The organism is Kitasatospora griseola (assembly GCF_044999035.1).
GTDB lineage: Bacteria > Actinomycetota > Actinomycetes > Streptomycetales > Streptomycetaceae > Kitasatospora > Kitasatospora griseola.
In genome coordinates, this window is sequence record NZ_CP173360.1 from 7,806,569 (window position 1) to 7,824,555 (window position 17,987).

Below are 17,987 nucleotides of genomic sequence, written 5' to 3' on the forward strand. Positions count from 1 at the left end.
GTGTCGGTGGTCACTGTGGTCAGTCCCCCAGGGCCGGGCGGAGGTCCCAGAGGGTGCGCCAGGTGGTGGAGCCCTGTTCGGCGCGGCGGCGGACCGGGCCGTCCCAGTAGCCGAGGAGGCGGGCGGTGTCGGCGGGGTCGTCCTTGCGGACGACGCCGACGAGTTGGCCGGGGAGGCGGGTGAGGGTGTCGCCGCCGTCGAGGTAGGCGGCGGTGACGCCGAGGGCGGTGGCGACGGAGACGGCTTCGGCGGTGCTCATGACGGTGGAGGGGCGTTCGACGTCCCAGCCTTCGACGGAGCGGCCGGTGCGCAGGTCGCGGAAGGCGGTGACCAGGGCTTCCAGCACGGCGTCATCGACCGCGTAGGGTGCGCCCGCGCGGGCGACGGCGGCGGTGGACTGGCGTCGGACGAGGTCGATCTCGGCGTCGAGGTCGCCGATCGGGCCGACGGTCTCGAAGTTGAAGCGGCGCTTCAGCGCGGCGGACATCTCGGAGACGCCCTTGTCCCGCAGGTTGGCGGTGGCGATCAGGGTGAACCCGGGTGCGGCGTGGAGTTGGGCGTCGGGGCTGCCGGCGAGTTCGGGGACGGCGATCCGGCGCTCGGAGAGCAGCGAGACCAGGGCGTCCTGGACCTCGGGGAGGCAGCGGGTGACTTCCTCGACGCGGGCGACGGCGCCGGCGGTCATCGCGGTGAGGACGGGCGAGGGCACCAGGGCTTCCCGACTGGGGCCCTTGGCGAGCAGGAGGGCGTAGTTCCAGCCGTACTTGAGCTGGTCCTCGGTGGTGCCGGCGGTGCCCTGCACGGTGAGTGCGCTGGTGCCGCAGACGGCGGCGGCGAGGAGTTCGGAGAGCATCGACTTGGCGGTGCCGGGCTCGCCGACCAGCAGCAGGCCGCGTTCGCCGGCCAGCGTGACGACGCAGCGTTCGACCAGGGCGCGGTCGCCGACGAACTTCGGTTCGACGGCCAGGCCCTTGCGGCCGTGCTTGAGCTTCTCGCCGCCGCTGCCGAGGACGAAGGTGACCACGGCGCGCGGGGTGAGCCGCCAGCCGGGCGGGCGCGGGCCGGTGTCGTACGCGGCGAGGAACTCCAGTTCGGCGGCGTACTTGTCCTCGGGAAGGACGATCTGCCGGTCGGGCGCGGTGCTCATGGTGTGGTCCTCGATCGGATGCGTGCTCATCGGCGGCCTCGCCGGCGGGTGTTGGTGGTGAGCTGTTCGTAGCCGGGGCGGTCGCCGTCGGCGATCCGCTGCCAGGCGCGGGCGAACAGCTCGGGCGCCGGGAGGTGCGGCAGGATCGCCCGCGCGGACGGGATGGCGTACAGGCCGGCCTTCCAGACCTCGACCGGCAGGCCGGGCGACTTGGCCTCCTGCCAGCCGCCGGGCAGGAACAGGCTGCGTCCGGCCCGGGACCGCTTGGCCTCCAGCACCAGTTCGCCAGCCGCCAGTTCGGCGCGGGCGCGCTTGAGGCGGGCGGGCTTCCAGCCGGTCCAGCGGGCGGTGTTGCGGTCGGTCGGGTCGGGCAGGGCGAGCAGTTGCAGGTAGAGGGCGGCGGCGTCCTCGCCGAGGCCGAGGGCCCGGGCGGCCTCGGCGACCAGGGCGGGGGCGCTGCGCTGCGGGTCCTGCGGCCAGCCGGCCGGTTCGTCGGCGGCGGAGCCGTGCGCGGTCAGCCGGGTCAGGTCGTCGCCGAGGAGCGCCCGCAGCGCGGTCAGTCCGTTCTGCGCGTCGGGGGACGCGGCCAGGCCGGTGAGCAGGTCGAACAGCGGGTCGTCGGGGCCGCCGAGCACGGCCGGCCGCAGGTACGCGCTCTCGCCGTAGCGGCCGGGGGCCAGCACGATCGCCTCGCCGCAGGCCACCGACTCCGTGCTGCCCGCGTCGTTCTGCTCCGGCAGCCCGAAGTGGCTGCGCAGCACCGCCGGGAGCGACTGGTCGCGGACGGCGGAGTACCGCCCGAGGTCGAGCAGCAGGCCCGGGTCGGCGATGCGCGCGCGGAGCGCGGTGAGCGCCTCGGGCAGTGCCGGGCGCAGCTCGGACCCGTACGGCAGGCGGTGGGCCAGCCAGCGGAGCGCGTCGATCGCCCCGGCGAGCTTCCGGGCGTCGGCGAGTGCGGCCGGGTCGTCGGGGAGCAGGTCGACGCCGTAGTCGGTCTGTCGTACCCGCTGGGTGGTGGTTCCGGTGAGCCAGCCGGTGGTCGCCGGGTTGAGGACCTGCTCGATCGCCAGGACGGTCGTCCCGTTGACGGCGGTCTGGTCGTCCTCGGGGAGGGTGCGCAGGCGTCCGCGGCGTTCGATCCAGCGGGCCGCGGCGGCGTCCGACGCCAGGCCGGTGTGCCAGAGCTGCGCCGGGTCGGCGGGGAGCAGGGCGGCCGTGAGCGCGTCCCGGTCGGTGCGGTCGACGGCGCGCAGCCACTCCGTGGCGACCTTGACCTGGGCGGCCTTCAGCTCGTACCGGGCGAGTTGCTCGGCCGTGGGGAAGTCGCTCGACCAGGAGAACACCCCGGGCGGCGTGGCGAGCAGCAGGATGGCGCGGGCCCGGCCGATTCCGGTGGTCGCGTCGAACTCGGCCGCCTGCTCGGGCTGCCAGGCGATCGGGCCGTGCTGGGCGAGTTGGGCGGTGAAGCGGGCGATCCAGTCGGCCGTCAGGTCGTCGTGCACCCGCCGTTCTTCGCTGATGGTGAAGTCGGCGACGGGTCCGAACCGGCCGGACGGGTCGTGGTCGATCGCCTCCCAGTGGAGGCGGAGGCCGTAGCTCCTGCAGGCCAGCACCACGACGGTGCGGTCGCCGTCGCGCAGCACCTGGCCGACCCGGGCCGCGCGGGCCTCGGACGGGTTCTGCGAGCTGTCGTGGTTCTCGACGAGGGTGACCTGACGGAGCGTCGGGCCGCGGTCGGCGAGCCAGCCGCTGGTCAGTTCGGTGAGCATCAGGGCCAGCGCGGACCGGGCCGGTTCCGCGGTGGCGGGGGCGGCGGCGGCCAGCGCGATCGGGGCGGTGCGGCCGAGCAGGTGGAGCCAGCCGTAGTAGCTGCCGCCGGAGTGGCCGCCGCCCGGCAGTTCGAGCTTGGCCGGGTCGACCGTCCAGCCGGCGGGCCGGTCCTGCGGCGGTGCGGCGAGCAGGCCGGTGACGGCGCGCAGGTGGGTGAGCACGTGCCGCTGCTCGCCGCTGCGGTTCCAGCTCTGGCCGAAGCCGTCCAGGTAGCCGAAGACGTCCTGGAGTGCCTCGTGCAGGACGCCGTCCCGGCCGTGCTCGGGCCAGGGGGAGACGACGGGTGCGGCCGGGGCGGCCGGGGTCTCGGCCTCGGGCTGCGGGATCGGCGCGAACCGGGCGGCGCGGGCCGCGGTGTCGGTGGCGACCCGGGCGAGTCCGGCGACGCCGGCGACCAGCAGCGGGTCGGTGAGGCCGGGCAGCACCTCGGCGACGGCCGCGACCGGGACGATCTGGCGGCGCGCGACCTGCCGGACGGTGCCCTGGATCAGCAGCAGTTCGGGGCGGGTCGGCGGCTCCAGGTCCGCGGGGTCCACCGGCCAGGCGGCGTCGAGGAGTTCGGCGGCCTGCCGGTCCGTCGTCCCGCGCAGCAGTTTCGAGCCGGCCTCGTCACGGGGGCGCAGCGCGTGCCAGTGGTCGAGCGGCGGCACCAGGGCCGTGCCGGCGGCGTACAGCTGGCCGGGGTGCGAGGTGGTGACGTCGGCGAGCTGGTCGGCGGTGCGGCCGGAGCCGTCGACCGGGACGAGCACGATGCTGCGTTCGGCGGCGGTCAGGGCGAGGGCGGCGCCGCCGGGCAGGTCGAGCCGGCCGACCGGCCAGTGCCCGGACGTCGGCAGGGCGACGCGGCGGCCGTCGACGCCGTGGAAGGTCGCCCGGTCGGGGCCGGTGCGCAGCCAGCCGCCGAGCAGGGCGCCGTCGGTGCCGAGCGGGGTGCGTTCCAGGCCGGGCTGGAGCGGGAGCAGCCGGGACTGCAGCGGCCGGAGGGTGCCGGTCGCGTCGCCGTCGCTGCTGAACAGCGGCGGCACGGAGGCCCGGCCGTGGCTGCCGGTCAGGGGGTCGTACTCGACCAGGGCGCCGCGGCGGTACGCCCAGTGGCCGACGCCGTCACCGATGACGGGGCGTTCGGCGGGCAGCACCGTGTCGCCGGCGTGCAGGACCCGGCCGCCGGTGGCGCGGCCGCCGCCGGGCAGCGGCAGCGACGTCCAGCTGATGTTGTGGGGGCCGTAGTAGCCGACGTCCACGGGTTCGCCGGTCGGCGTGAACACCTGGTCGGGGCAGCCGGACCAGTAGGCGCGGATGCCGCTGTCCTCCCGCCAGGCGACCAGCAGTTCGCCGTCGACGTAGCGCAGGCGGGGGCTGTGCCAGCGGGACAGGTCGGCGGGGCAGCGCAGGTCGTGTTCCAGCAGGATGCCGTCCGGGCCGACCACGACGGCCCTGTTCTTGCGGGCCAGGATCAGGGCCGGCCAGGCGTCCTCGATCTGCAGGTCGCTGCGGTTGACCCGGCCGGGGACGTTGCCGGTCCCCTCGTCCTCGTAGCCGAGGCGGCGCAGTCCCTCCTCCAGGGCCGGCCAGCCGAGTTCGTCGAGGATGCCGGCCCGGAGGGTGCGGCCGAGCAGGGCGGCGACGTCGAGTCCGGCGATCCGGGCGGCGGCGGCCGGGTTGACGTCGATGACGGCGGAGCGCACGGGGCCGAGCGCGGACAGCAGGTTCAGCGCGCCGGCCAGGCCGGTCGCGGACCGCAGTTCGTCGGCCTGCGCGTCGGCCCATTCGACGAACAGGGCCTGCAGCACCGGGTACTGGAGGGTGAGCGGGCCGATCCTGCTGCTGCCGCGCGGCCCCCAGGCAGCGGGGACGGCGCTGCGCAGTGCGTCGCGGAAGCGCGGGTCGGCCGCCACGGCCGCCAGGTCGCGGCGGCCGGGGCCGCCGTGCTCCAGCCAGGGGACGAGGCTGACGGACACGGTGTCCGGCGGGTCGGCGACCGGGACGTGTTCGGCGAGCAGCAGGTCGAGCAGGTTGAGCGCCGTCGGATGGTTCGGGACGAGCTCGACGGGGACGCCCTCGGTGCGCAGCCGCTCGGCCATCCGGCCGGCCAGTTCGAGGGTGGCCGCGCAGGCGGGGCGGGAGCGCCAGCCCCGGTCGAGGTGGTCGGTCCAGCGCCGGAGCCAGCGGGCGGCGGGCTCCGTGCCGGTGGCCCGCGGGTCCGTCAGGAGCTGTTCGGCGCCGGACTCCTGGAGCAGCGTCAGCCAGTCGGCGTCGGTGCCGGCGTCGTCCTTCGCGCCGGTCGGGGTCGGCAGGATCTCCAGTAGCCGGGCCCGGACCGCGGCGTCCCGGCGGGCCAGGTCGATCAGCGCGCCGCGCCAGGACTTCCACACCGCGGCGGGGGTCCGGCCGACGGCGGGCGAGGACAGCAGTTCGCCGATCAGCAGCTGCTCCTGTTCCCGCTGGTCGAGCCCGGCGGCCCGGATCAGCTGCCGGGCGTCCTCCGCGATGCCCGCGTACGGGGCCATGCCCGCCGCGGAGCGCTCCGCGCACAGCTGGCGGAAGCGCTGCCAGGCGGTGCGGGCGTCGAGCCGCCCGGCGAGGTCCTTCACGTACTGGCGCAGCGCCTTGACGGTCAGTGCGCCGCCGAGCGCGAACTCCAGGAAGACGGCGCGCAGCCGTTCCTCGTCGATGGTCAGGCTGTGGGTGCGCTCGGCCTCCCGGGCCTTGCCGAAGTACGTCGCGGCGTACGTCTGGTTGCCCTGCTCCAGGAAGAGCCGGCCGACCTGTTCGCAGTAGGTGGGCAGGAAGTGCGGGACGGCGCGGCCGAGGCGGACGGCCAGTTCGTCGAAGCCGTCCTTGGCGTTGCCGGGCTTGGACTTGATCTGCCGGGCGAGGCGTTCCATCTCCTTGACCACGGCCAGCGCGTGGTGCCCGTTGGCCGGGTCGTGGACCAGCGCCCAGGCGGGGAAGCCGAGCGCCTCCTGCCGGACCTGGCCGACCTCGACGGGTTCGGCGGCGGGCGCCAGGCCCAGGAACTCCACGGCGAGGTCCTCGGCCGGGCCGAGGGCGGCGGGCACCAGGCGGACGACGGTGCGGCCGTCCAGCCCGGGGTGCCGGTAGCTGCGGGCGGTCAGCGTGTCGACGGTGCTGTCGCGGTCGTCGGCGGTGCCGACCCGGCCGACCGTCAGGACGGCGCCCGCGTCGAGCAGGTCTTCGTGGTACTGCGCGTCGGTGCGGGTGCTGTCCGTCATGCCGACTCCTCCCCTTCGATGGTGCGGCCGGCGTACAGCGCGGCGGCCATCCGCATGCCTTCGGACCAGGCCACCGGCCCCACTTCGGAAAGCGGCACCGGCCGGCCGTCGGCGCCGGTCCAGTGCAGCGAGCCGGTCTCGCACTCGTCGTACTCGTAGTAGTCGCCCACCCACAGGCGGGCCTCCGTCGGGCGGCCGTCGTCGACCAGCGGCACCACCGCGTACCCGCCGCGCACGCGGTGGCCGAGCCGCGCGCAGCGGCCGACCAGTTCGCGCAGCTCCTTGTACCGGCCGCCGGCGTAGGTGTCGACCTGAGTGGCCGTCGGGTCCAGGTCGGCGGGCCGCTGCCAGACCTCGCGGTGCAGCTGCTGGAGCTGCTGGGCGACGTCCAGCTCGACGGCGAACTCCCGCAGCTCGTCCAGGTCTTCGAGCAGCACGGGGTGCGGTATCCGGATCTCGGCGTCGGTCAGGCGGACGGTGTCGCCGTCCAGGTCGACCACGCCGATGCCGCGCTCCGGGTCGGCGTCCCGCAGGAACCCCGCGACGGAGCCGTCGGCGCCCGTCACCACCAGGTCGCGCAGCACCGACCGCCAGGTCTCGTCGGCCCACACCGCGCCGATCACCGCCGCGGGCACCGGGAGCGAGCGGACCATCCACCGCTCCACCGTCGCCACGCACTGCCGCTCGTGCGCGTCCAGCCACTCCGCGAGCCGACGCAACTGCACGACGGCCGGGTCGTCCTTGAGCTTCGCCGGCACCGTCTTCAACCGCCGGCCGGCCGCGTTCCGACACGCGACCTTCCCGTCCGGTTCCAGGGCGACCTCATAGTCGCCCGCTGTCAGCCATGCCACGTCAGAGCCCTCCCGGCCGCCGTTCCTGAGCTGGGAAGAAACGTAACCGGCAGCACCGACAGCTGATCGTCCGCCCCCGCCCGGAGACGGCACCAGGCCCTGACCTCCCGCCGCACGCGGGGAGCTCGGGGCCTGGCGTCACATCAGCGCTTGGCGCTCACCGGGCGGACGTACGTACCGGGGTGGGTGGCACCACTCTGGTCCTGCGGGTTGGCGCCGCTCCACTGCACGGTCAACTGCGAGGTGTCGTCCGGCGGCGTCAGCACGATCTTCTGCACCTTGAACTCGACCGCGCCGCCACCTGCGAACGGCAAGTAGTCGATGGCGACGTACGCCTTGCCCCCGGGCTGCAGCGTGACCTGCTCGGCCTGCGCGCCCTGAAAACGCGGCAGGTTCCACGTCCCCCTGTCACCCACCAGATCCACCCCCGGATACCCCTTCATCGTGCAGACCGCCCCCGACTTGTTGGTCAGCTCGATCTCCTCCGCGCCCGGCGCATCCGGCGACTGCGCACCGCTCCCGCCCGCGACCGCGGCCTTCAGATCGGCAGCCGTGCACTTGCGACCCCCCGGGACGGCACCCGCCTGAGTGGATGTCGCCTTGCCACTCGCCGGCGCGCTTGCCTGGCCGGCGGCCGGAGAGTTCGCCGGAACGGCCTGCGGACTGCTCGCAGCGGGCGTCTTGGCCCCACCGGCCTCGGCGGCATCCGAGCCGCAAGCGGTCACACCGAGGCCCAGCACGGCCACCAGACCGGCAGCAACGGACAGTTGACGGTTACGCATGATGGTTCTCGCTCATGGTTCTGCGGCCCCGCGAACGGGACCGGTGCGGTTCGTCGTACGGCCGAGTGCCCGGCCGGGCCGCATCCTCGCCGAACCCGATCAACATTCGATGAACGCCCCGGGGGGCCCGGCCCGACACGCAGCCCACGCCGAAGGCATCACCTCTCCCCCGGCCGAAGCGCAGCACTTCAACACGGGCCGACCAAAGCCAACTCGCGAGCGGTGACGACCAGTTGAACCCAACCACTCGCGCAAGACATCACCCCCGCCGAAGCGCAACGCTTGACCCCCAGCGCAGACCCACCAACCCCAACTAGCAAGCCGCAACGACCAGCTGAACCCGACCCCTCGGGCAAAACATCACCCCCGCCGAAGCGCAGCGCTTGACCCTCAACGCAGACCCACCAACCCCAACTCGCACACCGCAACGACCAGCTGAACCCAGCCCTCTCCTCAAGCCCGGCAAGACGTCACCGCCCGGCCGAAACGCGCCGCCCGGCCCCCAGCGCTGGCCCACCAGCCCCGACTCGTATGCCGCGATGACCAGTTGAACCCGACCCCCTCGCACCAAACCCGGCAAACATCACCCCCGCCGAAGCGCAGCGCTTGAGCCTCAGCGCGAGCCCACCAACCCCAACTCGTACGTGGCAATGACCAGTTGCACCCCACCCCTCGCATCAAGCCCAGCAAAACGCCACCGCCCGGCCGAAGCGCAGCGCTTGTTCAGCGCAGACCCACCAACCCCGACTCGTACGCCGTAATGACCAGTTGCACCCGGTCCCTCGCGTCGAGCTTCGTGAGCAGTCGGGAGATGTAGGTCTTGGCGGTGGCGGTGGTGAGGTGGAGTTCGGTGGCGATCTCGGTGTTGGAGCGGCCCAGGCCGACCAGGGTGAGGATTTCGCGTTCGCGGGTGGTGAGGGTGTCGAGGGTGGCCGGGGTCGCCGCGATTGGGGCCGGTTGGCGGGCGAAGTGGGCGATCAGACGGCGGGTGACGGTGGGGGCGATCAGGGCGTTGCCGGCGGCCACGACGCGGATCGCGGCGAGGATGTCGTCGAGTTCCATGTCCTTGACGAGGAATCCGGATGCGCCGGCCTGGAGTGCGCCGTAGACGTGTTCGTCCTGGTCGAAGGTGGTGAGGACGAGTACCTGTGGGGCGTCGGGGGCGGCGGTGATGAGCCGGGTGGCTTCGATGCCGTCCATGCCGGGCATGCGGATGTCCATCACGACGATGTCGGGCCGCAGTTCGGCGGCGAGTCGGACGGCGTCGGTGCCGGTGCCGGCCTCGCCGACGACGGTGAGGTCGGGGGCGTCGGTGATGATCATGTCGAGGGAGGCGCGGACCAGCGGCTGGTCGTCGACGAGCAGGACGCGGATCATCGGGCGGGCTCCAGGGGTGCGGGGAGAGCAGGAAGGGCGGGAAGGGCGGGGACGGGGAGTCTCGCGGCCACCCGGTAGCCGCCGCCCGGTTGCGGGCCCGCGGCGAACTCGCCGTGCAGCAGCGCGGTCCGTTCGCGCATGCCGACCAGACCGTAGCCGAGCCCGGACGAACTTCCGCCCCCAGGGCCGGAGTTGACCACGCTGACGGCGAGTTCGTCCGGGTGGAAGTCGATCGAGACCCGGCAGGCGCGGGTCTTGGCGTGCCGCACCACGTTGGTCACCGCCTCCTGGACGATCCGGTACGCGGACAGTTCGATCTCGGGCGGCAGCGGGCGGCGCGGGCCGGACCATTCCAGGTCGACCCGGACGCCGGCCGCGGTGGTGGTCGCGGCCAACCGGGCCAGGTCGTCCAACCCGGGTGCGGGGGAAACCTGTTCGGCGGCGTCGTCGGGTTCGGCGTCGCGCAGGGCGCCGAGCAGGCGGCGCAGTCCGGCCAGGGTTTCGCGGCCGGCGGTCTCGACCTCCCCGAGTGCGGCGCGGGCCCGCTCCGGCTGGGTGTCGAAGACCCGGCGGGCGGCGCCGGCCTGCATCGCCACGATGCCGATGTTGTGCGCGACCATGTCGTGCAACTCGCGGGCGATGCGCAGGCGTTCGGAGGTGATGGCCTGTTCGGTGGCCTGCGCGCGCAGCGTCTCGGCGTGGGTGTGGCTCTGGTGGACGGCGTGCCCGATCAGCCAGGCGATGGCGGTGGCGAGCGCGCCGGTGAGGGTGGTGCTGCCGTGGTCGTCCATGTGGAGCAGCACGCGCAGGCCGGAGTAGCCGAGCAGGGTGCCGAGGGCGAGCGCACCGGCGATGACCGAGGTGCGGGTGGGCTGGGTGGCCGCGAGGTAGCAGATCGCCACGTCGACGACGAGGTACTGGAGCAGCGGGATGTCGGTGACGGCCATCGCCATCACCGACGCGATGGTGCCGAACAGCAGCAGGCAGAGCGCGGTCAGCGGGCGGCGCTTGCGGCGGCCGGCGGCGAGCACGGCCAGCACGGCGAGCACTTCGTCGACCTGGTTGCCGAAGCTCAGGGTGAGGACGGAGATGCCGTCCCGGGTGTGCATCTGCTCGAAGACGGTGTACGCGGTGACGGCGAACCAGAGCAGCACCATCCAGGTGCCGGGCGCCACGCGGGAGAGGACCTTGGGCGGCACCCGGGTGAGATTCATGCCCCGAGCGTAGCGATCATGCTCGGGGCGGCACAGTCGTCCCGGGATGACATCCCGGAGTTGATCGTCCGTCACCCGGATTGTCCGCCGTCGCCGAATGTGCGCGGGTGGCGGCGCCCGGCAGCGTTGTCCCCGTGATCGAAGTCAACCGTCTCACCAAGCGCTACGGCCGCGTCACTGCCGTCAACGACCTGTCCTTCACGGTCCGTTCGGGCCATGTCACCGGCTTTCTCGGCCCGAACGGTGCGGGCAAGAGCACCACCCTGCGGATGATCCTCGGGCTGCACGCCCCGACCTCCGGTTCGGCGACCGTGGCCGGCCGCGACTGTCGCGGCCTGCGGCGGGCGCTGCGGCAGGTGGGGGCGCTGCTCGACGCCGGGGACGTGCACGGCGGCCGGACGGCCCGTGACCAGTTGCGCTTCCTGGCCCGCAGCAATGCGATCCCGGCCGGCCGGGTGGACGAAGTGCTGGGCGAGGTCGGCCTGTTGACGGCCGCGGACCGCCGGATCGGCGGGTTCTCGCTGGGCATGCGGCAGCGGCTGGGCATCGCGGGGGCGCTGCTGGGCGACCCGCCGGTGCTGATCTTCGACGAGCCGTTGAACGGCCTCGACCCGGAGGGCGTGCTGTTCGTCCGGAACCTGTTCCGGCGACTGGCCGCCGAGGGCCGGACGGTGTTCGTCAGCAGCCACCTGATGACGGAGATGGAGCACACCGCGGACCGGCTGATCGTGGTCGGACGCGGCGAGTTGCTCGCGGACGAGACGGTGGCGGAGTTCGCGGCCCGCGGCTCGCAGCAGACCGTCCAGGTCCGCACGACCGACCCGGCGGAGCTGGTGACCGCGCTGACCGCCGGGGGCGCGCGGGTCGCGCAGGCGCCGGACGGCCTGTTGACGGTGACCGGCCTGGACGCGACGGCGATCGCCCGGACCGCCCTCGACCACCGCCTGCTGATCCACGAACTGGTGCCCCGCACGGGCTCGTTGGAGCAGGCCTTCATGGAACTGACCGGCAGCAGCGTCGAGTACGCGGCAGGAGCACGAGCATGAGCACCCTTCAACCCGCCGTCCAACCGGCCGCGCCGCCGGCCCGGTTCACCGACCTGCTGGCCGCGGAGTGGATCAAGCTGCGCTCGCTGCGGTCGATCCGCTGGTTCCTGCTGGTCGCCACACTGACCATCGTCGGCCTGAACGCCAACGGCGCGCGCGTCTCGCGTGCCGAGTTCGGCTCCTGGACGGCCCAACAGCAGTCCTATTACGCCCAGTTCGGCGCGCTGCACGACGCGTTCACCCGGCCGTGCGCATCGCTGGTGGTGCTGATGACGGCTGCGCTGGGCGCGATCGCGATCCTGAGCGAACAGACCACCGGCCTGCTGCGGACCAGCTTCGCCGCGGTGCCGGCCCGCCGGGAGCTGCTGGCGGCCAAGTTGGCGGTGGTGACCGCGGTGGCCACCGGGTTCGGCGTGCTGGTGGCGTCCGTCTCGTTCTGGCTGGACGAGGCGATGCTGGCCGGCAAGTACGGCGGCGTGTCGATCGCCGATCCGGGCGCGCTGCGGCTGCTGGTCGCCTCCGCGCTGCTCGCGCCGGTGGGTGCGCTGGTCGGTCTGGCGCTGGGCGCGGTGATCCGGCACAGCGTCACGACGATGGTCGCGCTGTTCGCGCTGCTCTTCATGATCCCGATGTTCGTCCGCGAGAACACGCACTTCGGCGCGGTGGTCGCGCACGCCCAACCGTTCAACGCCTGGGCCCGGCTGGGGCTGGTCGGGGAGATCACCGGCCAGCCCTACCCGTCCTCGATCGGCGGGGCCTGGGCGGTCTACCTGGTGTGGGCGGCGCTCGCGGCGCTGCTGATGATGGTCGCCGTGCCGAGCCGCGACCAGTGAACCTCCCCTGTCCGTCCGTACTCCCGGAGATCCGATGACCGAGTTGACCCGCCGCCGCCTGCTGGGCACCGCCCTGGCCCTCGGCGCCGTCGCACCGTTCGCCGCTGCACCGTTCGCCGCCGCGCTGCCCGCCCGGGCCGACACCGGCGTGCCGGGGCGGCTCACCCTGCCCGCCCCCACCGGCCCGTTCCCGGTCGGCACGGTGGCCCTGCACCTGATCGACACGTCCCGCCCGAACCCGATGCCCGGCATGAACCCGCACCGCGAGCTGATGGCGAGCGTCTGGTACCCGGCCCGGGCCGCCGAGGAGCTGCCGCTCGCCCCGTGGCTGCCCGACGGCCCCATGCGGGAGCTCCTGGCCGCCACCGGCTTCCCGCTCGATTCGGCGCTGGTCCCGCTCACCGCCGCCCGTGTCGACGCGCCCGTGCACCGCACCGGTCACCGGCTGCCCGTCGTGGTGTACTCGCACGGCTCGGGCAGCCACCGGGGCGACCACACCGTGATGGTCCAGGAGCTCGCCAGTCACGGCTACGTGGTGGTCACGGTCGACCATCTCGGCAACTGTTTCAGCGAACTGCCGGACGGCCGGGTACTCACCCCGGCGGACGCCCGGGGCCCGATGTACGCCCTGGACTACACGGTGGACCTGCGCTTCGTCCTGGACTGCGTCGAGCAGCTCGCCGCCGGCCGCAACCCGGACGCCGAGGGCCGTCCGCTCCCGGACGGGCTGGGCACGGCCCTCGACACCTCGCGGATCGGCATGTCCGGCTGGTCGAAGGGCGGCACGGCCACCGCCTGCACCATGCTGGCCGACCGCCGGGTGCGGGCCGGCCTGGCGCTGGACGGGCCGATGCAGCCCGGCTTCGGTCACCCCAGCGTCACCGCCGACCTGGACCGGCCGTTCATGATGATGACCGCCGACTTCCCGCGCGCGACGGACCCGTACGTCGCCGAGTTCTGGTCCCACCTGCGCGGCTGGCGCCTGGAGGTCCGCGCGGCGGGCGCCGTCCACCCGTCGTACGGCGACAACGTCACGCTGATCCCGCAGGCGGGCCGCCTGCTCGGCCTCACCGAGGAGCAGATCGCCCGCATGGTCGGCACCATCGACCCGGCCCGTGCCCTGCTGATCCAGCAGGCCTACCCGCTCGCCTTCTTCGACCTCCACCTGCGCCACCGCCGGGGCTCCCTGCTCGACGGCCCCTCGCCCCGCTTCCCCGAGGTGGTGTACCTGCCCTGACCTCCAGGATGAGCGGACCCGCCCGGAACTACTGCGGATGCAGTACACGACTGCCTGCACAGCGACGACGACGCAGGTGGGGGCGGTGACGAAGGATGGGTCATGCTGCGGGCGGCCCGCGCCGGAACCGGTGCGCGGGGCCGCCCTCGGCGTGTTCCGCGACCGTGCACCGAACCCGAAGGAGGCCGCTCCCCCGTGGCCACGTTCCTGTACCGCCTGGGCCGATGGGCCTTCGACCGGCGCAAGCTGGTGACCCTGCTCTGGGTCGCCGTGCTGGCCGTCGGCGGAGTGCTCGCGGCCAAGGCGCCCGCCGCGCCCGCCGACGGCTTCGCGATACCCGGCACGGAGGCGCAGAAGGCCTTCGACCTGATGAACGAGCGCTTCCCCGGCGGCCACGCGGACGGCGCCCAGGCCCGCATCGTGTTCGTCGCCCCGGACGGTCAGAAGATCACCGCGGAGCCGAGCCGGCAGGCCGTGCAGAAGACGGTCGGCGAGCTGGCGCACGCCGCCGAGGTCACCGGCGCGGTCGACCCGTTCCAGGCGCACACCGTCTCCCAGGACGGCACCACCGCGTACGCCACCGTCACCTACTCGGCCAAGGCCGGCGAGCTGTCCGAGGAGGCCACCGCCGCCCTGGAGCAGGCCGCGCAGCACGGCCGGGACGCCGGGCTGAAGGTCGAGATGGGCGGCACCGCGCTGGCCAGCCACGGCGAGGCGGGCGGCAGCAGCGAGGCGATCGGCATGGCGCTGTCCGCCGTCGTGCTGGTGATCACCTTCGGTTCGCTGGTCGCGGCGGGGCTGCCGCTGCTGACGGCCGTGGTCGGCGTCGGCCTCGGCATGGCGCTGATCACGGCGCTGGGCAGCACGCTGGGCCTGTCCGCCACCACCGGCACGCTGGCGATGATGCTGGGCCTGGCGGTCGGCATCGACTACGCACTGTTCATCATCTCCCGCTACCGCGCCGAGCTCGCCGAGGGCCGCGCCCCGCGCGAGGCGGCCGGGCGGGCCGTCGGCACGGCGGGTTCGGCCGTGGTGTTCGCCGGTCTGACCGTGGTGATCGCACTGGCCGGCCTGTCCGTGGTCGGCATCCCGATCCTGTCCAAGATGGGCCTGGCCGCCGCCGGTACGGTCGTGATCGCCGTGCTGGTGGCGCTGACCCTGGTGCCCGCGCTGCTCGGCTTCATCGGCCGCAAGGTGCTGCCCCGCAAGGAGCGCAAGGCCGCTGCGGGCAGCACCCGCCGGGCGAGCGGCGACAACGGCGGCGCCCGCTGGGCCCGGTTCGTGCTGCGCCGTCCGCTGCTGGTGCTGATCGGCGGCGTGATCGGCCTCGGCGTGATCGCCGCCCCGGCGCTTGACCTGCGGCTCGGCCTGCCCGGCGACGAGGCGAAGTCGACCTCGACCACCGAGCGCCGCGCCTACGACCTGCTGTCCCAGGGCTTCGGCCCGGGTTTCAACGGCCCGCTGACCCTCGTGGTGGACGCCAAGGGCGCACCCGACCCGAAGGCCGCCGCCGAGCAGGTCGCCAAGAACGTCTCCGGCCTGCCCGGGGTGGTCGCGGTCACCCCGCCGGTCTTCAACCCGGCCGGGGACACCGCCCTGGTCAACGCGATTCCGGCGACCGGTCCGGCCGAGTCGGAGACCAAGGACCTGGTGCAGGCGATCCGCGACGACGCGGCCGGGCTGAAGTCCGCCACCGGCGCGAGTGTGCTGGTCACCGGTACCACGGCGATGAACATCGACGTGTCGCAGAAGCTCTCCGACGCGCTGGTGCCGTACCTCGCGGTGGTGGTCGGCCTCGCGATCGTCCTGCTGCTGCTGGTGTTCCGCTCGGTGCTGGTGCCGGTGAAGGCCGCGGTCGGCTTCCTGTTCTCGGTCGCCGCCGCGCTGGGCGCCGTCGTCGCGGTGTTCCAGTGGGGCTGGCTGGCCGACCTGATCGGCGTCGACCAGACCGGTCCGGTGATGAGCATGATGCCGATCTTCATGGTCGGCGTGGTGTTCGGCCTGGCCATGGACTACGAGGTGTTCCTGGTCACCCGGATCCGCGAGGGCTTCGTGCACGGCGAGAGCGCCTCCGAGGCGATCGTCACCGGGTTCCGGCACAACGCCCGGGTGGTCACCGCTGCCGCCCTGATCATGGTCTCGGTGTTCGCCGGCTTCATCGGCATGAGCGAGCCGATGATCAAGATGATGGGCCTGGGCCTCGCGGCGGCCGTCGCGCTCGACGCCTTCGTGGTCCGGATGGCACTGGTCCCGGCCGTGCTCGCGCTGCTCGGCCGCCGCGCCTGGTGGCTGCCGCGCGGCCTCGACCGGATCCTCCCGGACGTCGACGTCGAGGGCGCCAAGTTGCAGTCCGCGGCCGACGAGTCCGTCGAGGACCGGAAGCCCGTCACCGTCTGACCGGCACCGGAGCGCTCCGGACTCGGACCGTTGTTCGAGTCCGGAGCGTTACCGTTGCACAGCGGGGCCGCCCCACCCAGGCGGTCCCGCCGCCACATCCCCGCTTCGAGAACCAAGGCCCCCGGCCGGAGAACACCCGTGATGACCGATCTGTGGCACCGCGTGCGCCGCGACCACCCCCGGCTGCTGGACGCGGCGGGCGTCGTCGCCCTGCTGGCGATCGTCACCCAGGGCGTCTTCCCGGACCAGCACGGCGTCGTTCCCGGCCTGCTCACCCTGCTGCTCGCCGCGGCCTCCACGGCCGCCGTCTTCTTCCATCGCCACCATCCGCGGGCGGTGGTCGCCGTCACGCTGGTGTGCACGGTGGCGCTCACCGCGACGGGTCTACGGCTCACCGCCGCGCTGGCCTGGCCGCTGCTGACGGCGCTCTACTGCCTGGCCGTCCGCACCGACCGCACCACCTCGTTCCGCGCCTCGATCGCCTCGGCCGTGCTGCTCACCGCGATGACGCTGGTCTTCGGCCCGGACGGCTCGATCGGCGAGCGGATGAGCGTCCTCGCCTGGGCCCTGCTGCCGGGCGCGCTCGGCGACTCGGTCCGCAACCGCCGCGCCCAGCTCGCTGCGATCGAGCGGCGCGCCGAGCGCGCCGAGCGCACCCGCGAGGAGGAGGCCCGCCGCCGGGTCGCCGACGAACGGATCCGGATCGCCCGCGACCTGCACGACGTGGTCGCCCACCACATCGCCCTCGCCAACGCCCAGGCCGGCATCGCCGTCCACCTGATGGACCGGCACCCCGACCGGGCCCGCGAGGTGCTCAGCCATCTCACCGACGCGACCGGCGCGGCCCTCCAGGAGCTGCGCGCCACCGTCGGCCTGCTGCGCCGGGCCGAGGAGCCCGCCCCGCTGGAGCCCGCGCCCGGCCTCGACCGGCTGCCGGACCTGATCAACGCCTTCGAGCAGGCCGGGCTGCCGGTGCGGCTCACCGTCGCGGGCGAGCAGCGCCCGCTCTCCCCCGGCGTCGACCTGACGGCCTTCCGGATCGTCCAGGAGTCGCTGACCAACGTCGCCAAGCACGCCCGCGGCGCCGACGCCGAGGTCACTCTCGCCTACACCGGCAGCCGGCTCGCGCTGTCCGTCGCCAACGGTCGGGCGGCCGGACGGCCGGCGCCGGCCGCGCTCCGGCAGGACGGCCCGGGCGGCTTCGGCCTGATCGGCATGCGCGAGCGGGCCGTCGCGGTGGGCGGCCGGCTCAGCGCGGACCGCCGGCCGGACGGCGGCTTCCAGGTCACCGCCGACCTGCCGCTGCGCACCGGCAGCCGCGACACCCCCGCCTTCGCCGGCCAGGAAGAAAAGGACCTCCACCGATGACCATCCGTGTGCTGCTCGCCGACGACCAGGCCCTGCTGCGCGGCGCCTTCCGCATGCTGATCGACGCCGAGGACGACATGGAGGTGGTCGGCGAGGCCTCCAACGGCCGGCAGGCGGTCGAGTTCGCCCGCTCCACCCGGCCCGACCTGGTCCTGATGGACATCCGGATGCCCGGCGGCGACGGTCTCGCCGCGACCACCGCGATCTGCGGCGACGAGGAACTGTCCGGCACCCGGGTGCTGATCCTGACCACCTTCGAGATCGACGAGTACATCGCCCAGGCCCTGCGCGCGGGCGCCGACGGCTTCCTCGGCAAGGGCGCGGCGCCCGCCGAGCTCCTCGCCGCGATCCGCACGGTGGCGGCGGGCGACGCCCTGCTCTCGCCCGCCGCCGCCCGCGCGATGATCGACCGCTTCCGTGCCCAGCCGGGCCCGGCCGCCGAGCCCGCGGCCGACCGGCTGGCCGTGCTCACCGCCCGCGAGCGCGAGGTGATGGCGCTGGCCGCGACCGGCCTGAGCAACGAGGAGATCGCCGAACGGATCTTCGTCAGCCCGCTGACCGTCCGCACCCACGTGCACCGGGCGATGTCCAAGCTGGACGTCCGCGACCGCGCCCAGCTCGTCGCGCTCGCCTACCAGTGCGGCCTGGTCCCGCCGGGCCGGCCCGCCTGAC

At 73.9% G+C, this 17,987-nt stretch carries 12 protein-coding genes; 6 read left to right on the forward strand and 6 right to left on the reverse strand.

Going from position 1 to position 17,987, the window contains the following annotated elements:
• Window positions 1–19: 19 nt before the first annotated feature.
• The 6 genes from ACI1MP_RS34755 to ACI1MP_RS34780 form a co-directional block, all read right to left on the reverse strand.
• Window positions 20–1,177: an AAA family ATPase gene (locus tag ACI1MP_RS34755; protein ID WP_380333320.1), complete on the reverse strand. Its 1,158-nt coding sequence runs from the start codon at window positions 1,175–1,177 to the stop codon at window positions 20–22.
• On the reverse strand, window positions 1,174–6,210 hold the full coding sequence (locus tag ACI1MP_RS34760; RefSeq protein WP_404870445.1) for a hypothetical protein: 5,037 nt from the start codon (window positions 6,208–6,210) through the stop codon (window positions 1,174–1,176). The genes ACI1MP_RS34755 and ACI1MP_RS34760 overlap by 4 nt, the downstream gene beginning before the upstream one ends.
• A complete protein-coding gene (locus ACI1MP_RS34765; RefSeq protein WP_404870446.1) occupies window positions 6,207–7,061 on the reverse strand; it encodes a DUF4132 domain-containing protein in 855 nt (284 codons plus the stop codon). The genes ACI1MP_RS34760 and ACI1MP_RS34765 overlap by 4 nt, the downstream gene beginning before the upstream one ends.
• A gap of 143 nt (window positions 7,062–7,204) precedes the next feature.
• The gene (locus ACI1MP_RS34770) at window positions 7,205–7,843 is read right to left on the reverse strand and encodes a DUF4232 domain-containing protein (RefSeq protein ID WP_404870447.1); all 639 of its coding nucleotides are present in this window, start codon (window positions 7,841–7,843) and stop codon (window positions 7,205–7,207) included.
• Window positions 7,844–8,566: 723 nt separating this feature from the next.
• Window positions 8,567–9,220, reverse strand: coding sequence for a response regulator (locus tag ACI1MP_RS34775; protein ID WP_404870448.1), 654 nt, complete (start codon window positions 9,218–9,220; stop codon window positions 8,567–8,569).
• A complete protein-coding gene (locus ACI1MP_RS34780) occupies window positions 9,217–10,434 on the reverse strand; it encodes a sensor histidine kinase (RefSeq protein WP_404870449.1) in 1,218 nt (405 codons plus the stop codon). The genes ACI1MP_RS34775 and ACI1MP_RS34780 overlap by 4 nt, the downstream gene beginning before the upstream one ends.
• A 134-nt stretch (window positions 10,435–10,568) precedes the next feature.
• On the opposite strand from ACI1MP_RS34780, the gene ACI1MP_RS34785 reads away from it, so the two are divergent.
• The 6 genes from ACI1MP_RS34785 (at window position 10,569) to ACI1MP_RS34810 (ending at window position 17,986) form a co-directional block, all read left to right on the forward strand.
• Window positions 10,569–11,480 (forward strand): ABC transporter ATP-binding protein, encoded by a 912-nt coding sequence (locus ACI1MP_RS34785; RefSeq protein ID WP_387992368.1) that lies wholly within the window; start codon window positions 10,569–10,571, stop codon window positions 11,478–11,480.
• The gene (locus tag ACI1MP_RS34790; protein ID WP_404870450.1) at window positions 11,477–12,313 is read left to right on the forward strand and encodes an ABC transporter permease; all 837 of its coding nucleotides are present in this window, start codon (window positions 11,477–11,479) and stop codon (window positions 12,311–12,313) included. The genes ACI1MP_RS34785 and ACI1MP_RS34790 overlap by 4 nt, the downstream gene beginning before the upstream one ends.
• 34 nt (window positions 12,314–12,347) lie before the next feature.
• Complete coding sequence (locus ACI1MP_RS34795) at window positions 12,348–13,550, forward strand: alpha/beta hydrolase family protein (protein WP_404870451.1); 1,203 nt, start codon at window positions 12,348–12,350, stop codon at window positions 13,548–13,550.
• A gap of 195 nt (window positions 13,551–13,745) precedes the next feature.
• Window positions 13,746–15,947: an MMPL family transporter gene (locus tag ACI1MP_RS34800; RefSeq protein ID WP_404870452.1), complete on the forward strand. Its 2,202-nt coding sequence runs from the start codon at window positions 13,746–13,748 to the stop codon at window positions 15,945–15,947.
• A 141-nt stretch (window positions 15,948–16,088) separates the two neighbouring features.
• Complete coding sequence (locus ACI1MP_RS34805) at window positions 16,089–17,315, forward strand: sensor histidine kinase (RefSeq protein WP_380333310.1); 1,227 nt, start codon at window positions 16,089–16,091, stop codon at window positions 17,313–17,315.
• Window positions 17,312–17,986: a response regulator gene (locus ACI1MP_RS34810; RefSeq protein WP_380333309.1), complete on the forward strand. Its 675-nt coding sequence runs from the start codon at window positions 17,312–17,314 to the stop codon at window positions 17,984–17,986. The genes ACI1MP_RS34805 and ACI1MP_RS34810 overlap by 4 nt, the downstream gene beginning before the upstream one ends.
• The last annotated feature ends 1 nt before the right edge of the window (window position 17,987 follow it).

What these genes read in the sequence shown, in the direction of transcription:
- ACI1MP_RS34755 (WP_380333320.1), bottom strand. Translation starts at nt 1,177, where the DNA reads ATGAGCACGCATCCGATCGAGGACCACACCATGAGCACCGCGCCCGAC.
- ACI1MP_RS34760 (WP_404870445.1), bottom strand. Translation starts at nt 6,210, where the DNA reads ATGACGGACAGCACCCGCACCGACGCGCAGTACCACGAAGACCTGCTC.
- ACI1MP_RS34770 (WP_404870447.1), bottom strand. Translation starts at nt 7,843, where the DNA reads ATGCGTAACCGTCAACTGTCCGTTGCTGCCGGTCTGGTGGCCGTGCTG.
- ACI1MP_RS34775 (WP_404870448.1), bottom strand. Translation starts at nt 9,220, where the DNA reads ATGATCCGCGTCCTGCTCGTCGACGACCAGCCGCTGGTCCGCGCCTCC.
- ACI1MP_RS34780 (WP_404870449.1), bottom strand. Translation starts at nt 10,434, where the DNA reads ATGAATCTCACCCGGGTGCCGCCCAAGGTCCTCTCCCGCGTGGCGCCC.
- ACI1MP_RS34790 (WP_404870450.1), top strand. Translation starts at nt 11,477, where the DNA reads ATGAGCACCCTTCAACCCGCCGTCCAACCGGCCGCGCCGCCGGCCCGG.
- ACI1MP_RS34795 (WP_404870451.1), top strand. Translation starts at nt 12,348, where the DNA reads ATGACCGAGTTGACCCGCCGCCGCCTGCTGGGCACCGCCCTGGCCCTC.
- ACI1MP_RS34805 (WP_380333310.1), top strand. Translation starts at nt 16,089, where the DNA reads ATGACCGATCTGTGGCACCGCGTGCGCCGCGACCACCCCCGGCTGCTG.
- ACI1MP_RS34810 (WP_380333309.1), top strand. Translation starts at nt 17,312, where the DNA reads ATGACCATCCGTGTGCTGCTCGCCGACGACCAGGCCCTGCTGCGCGGC.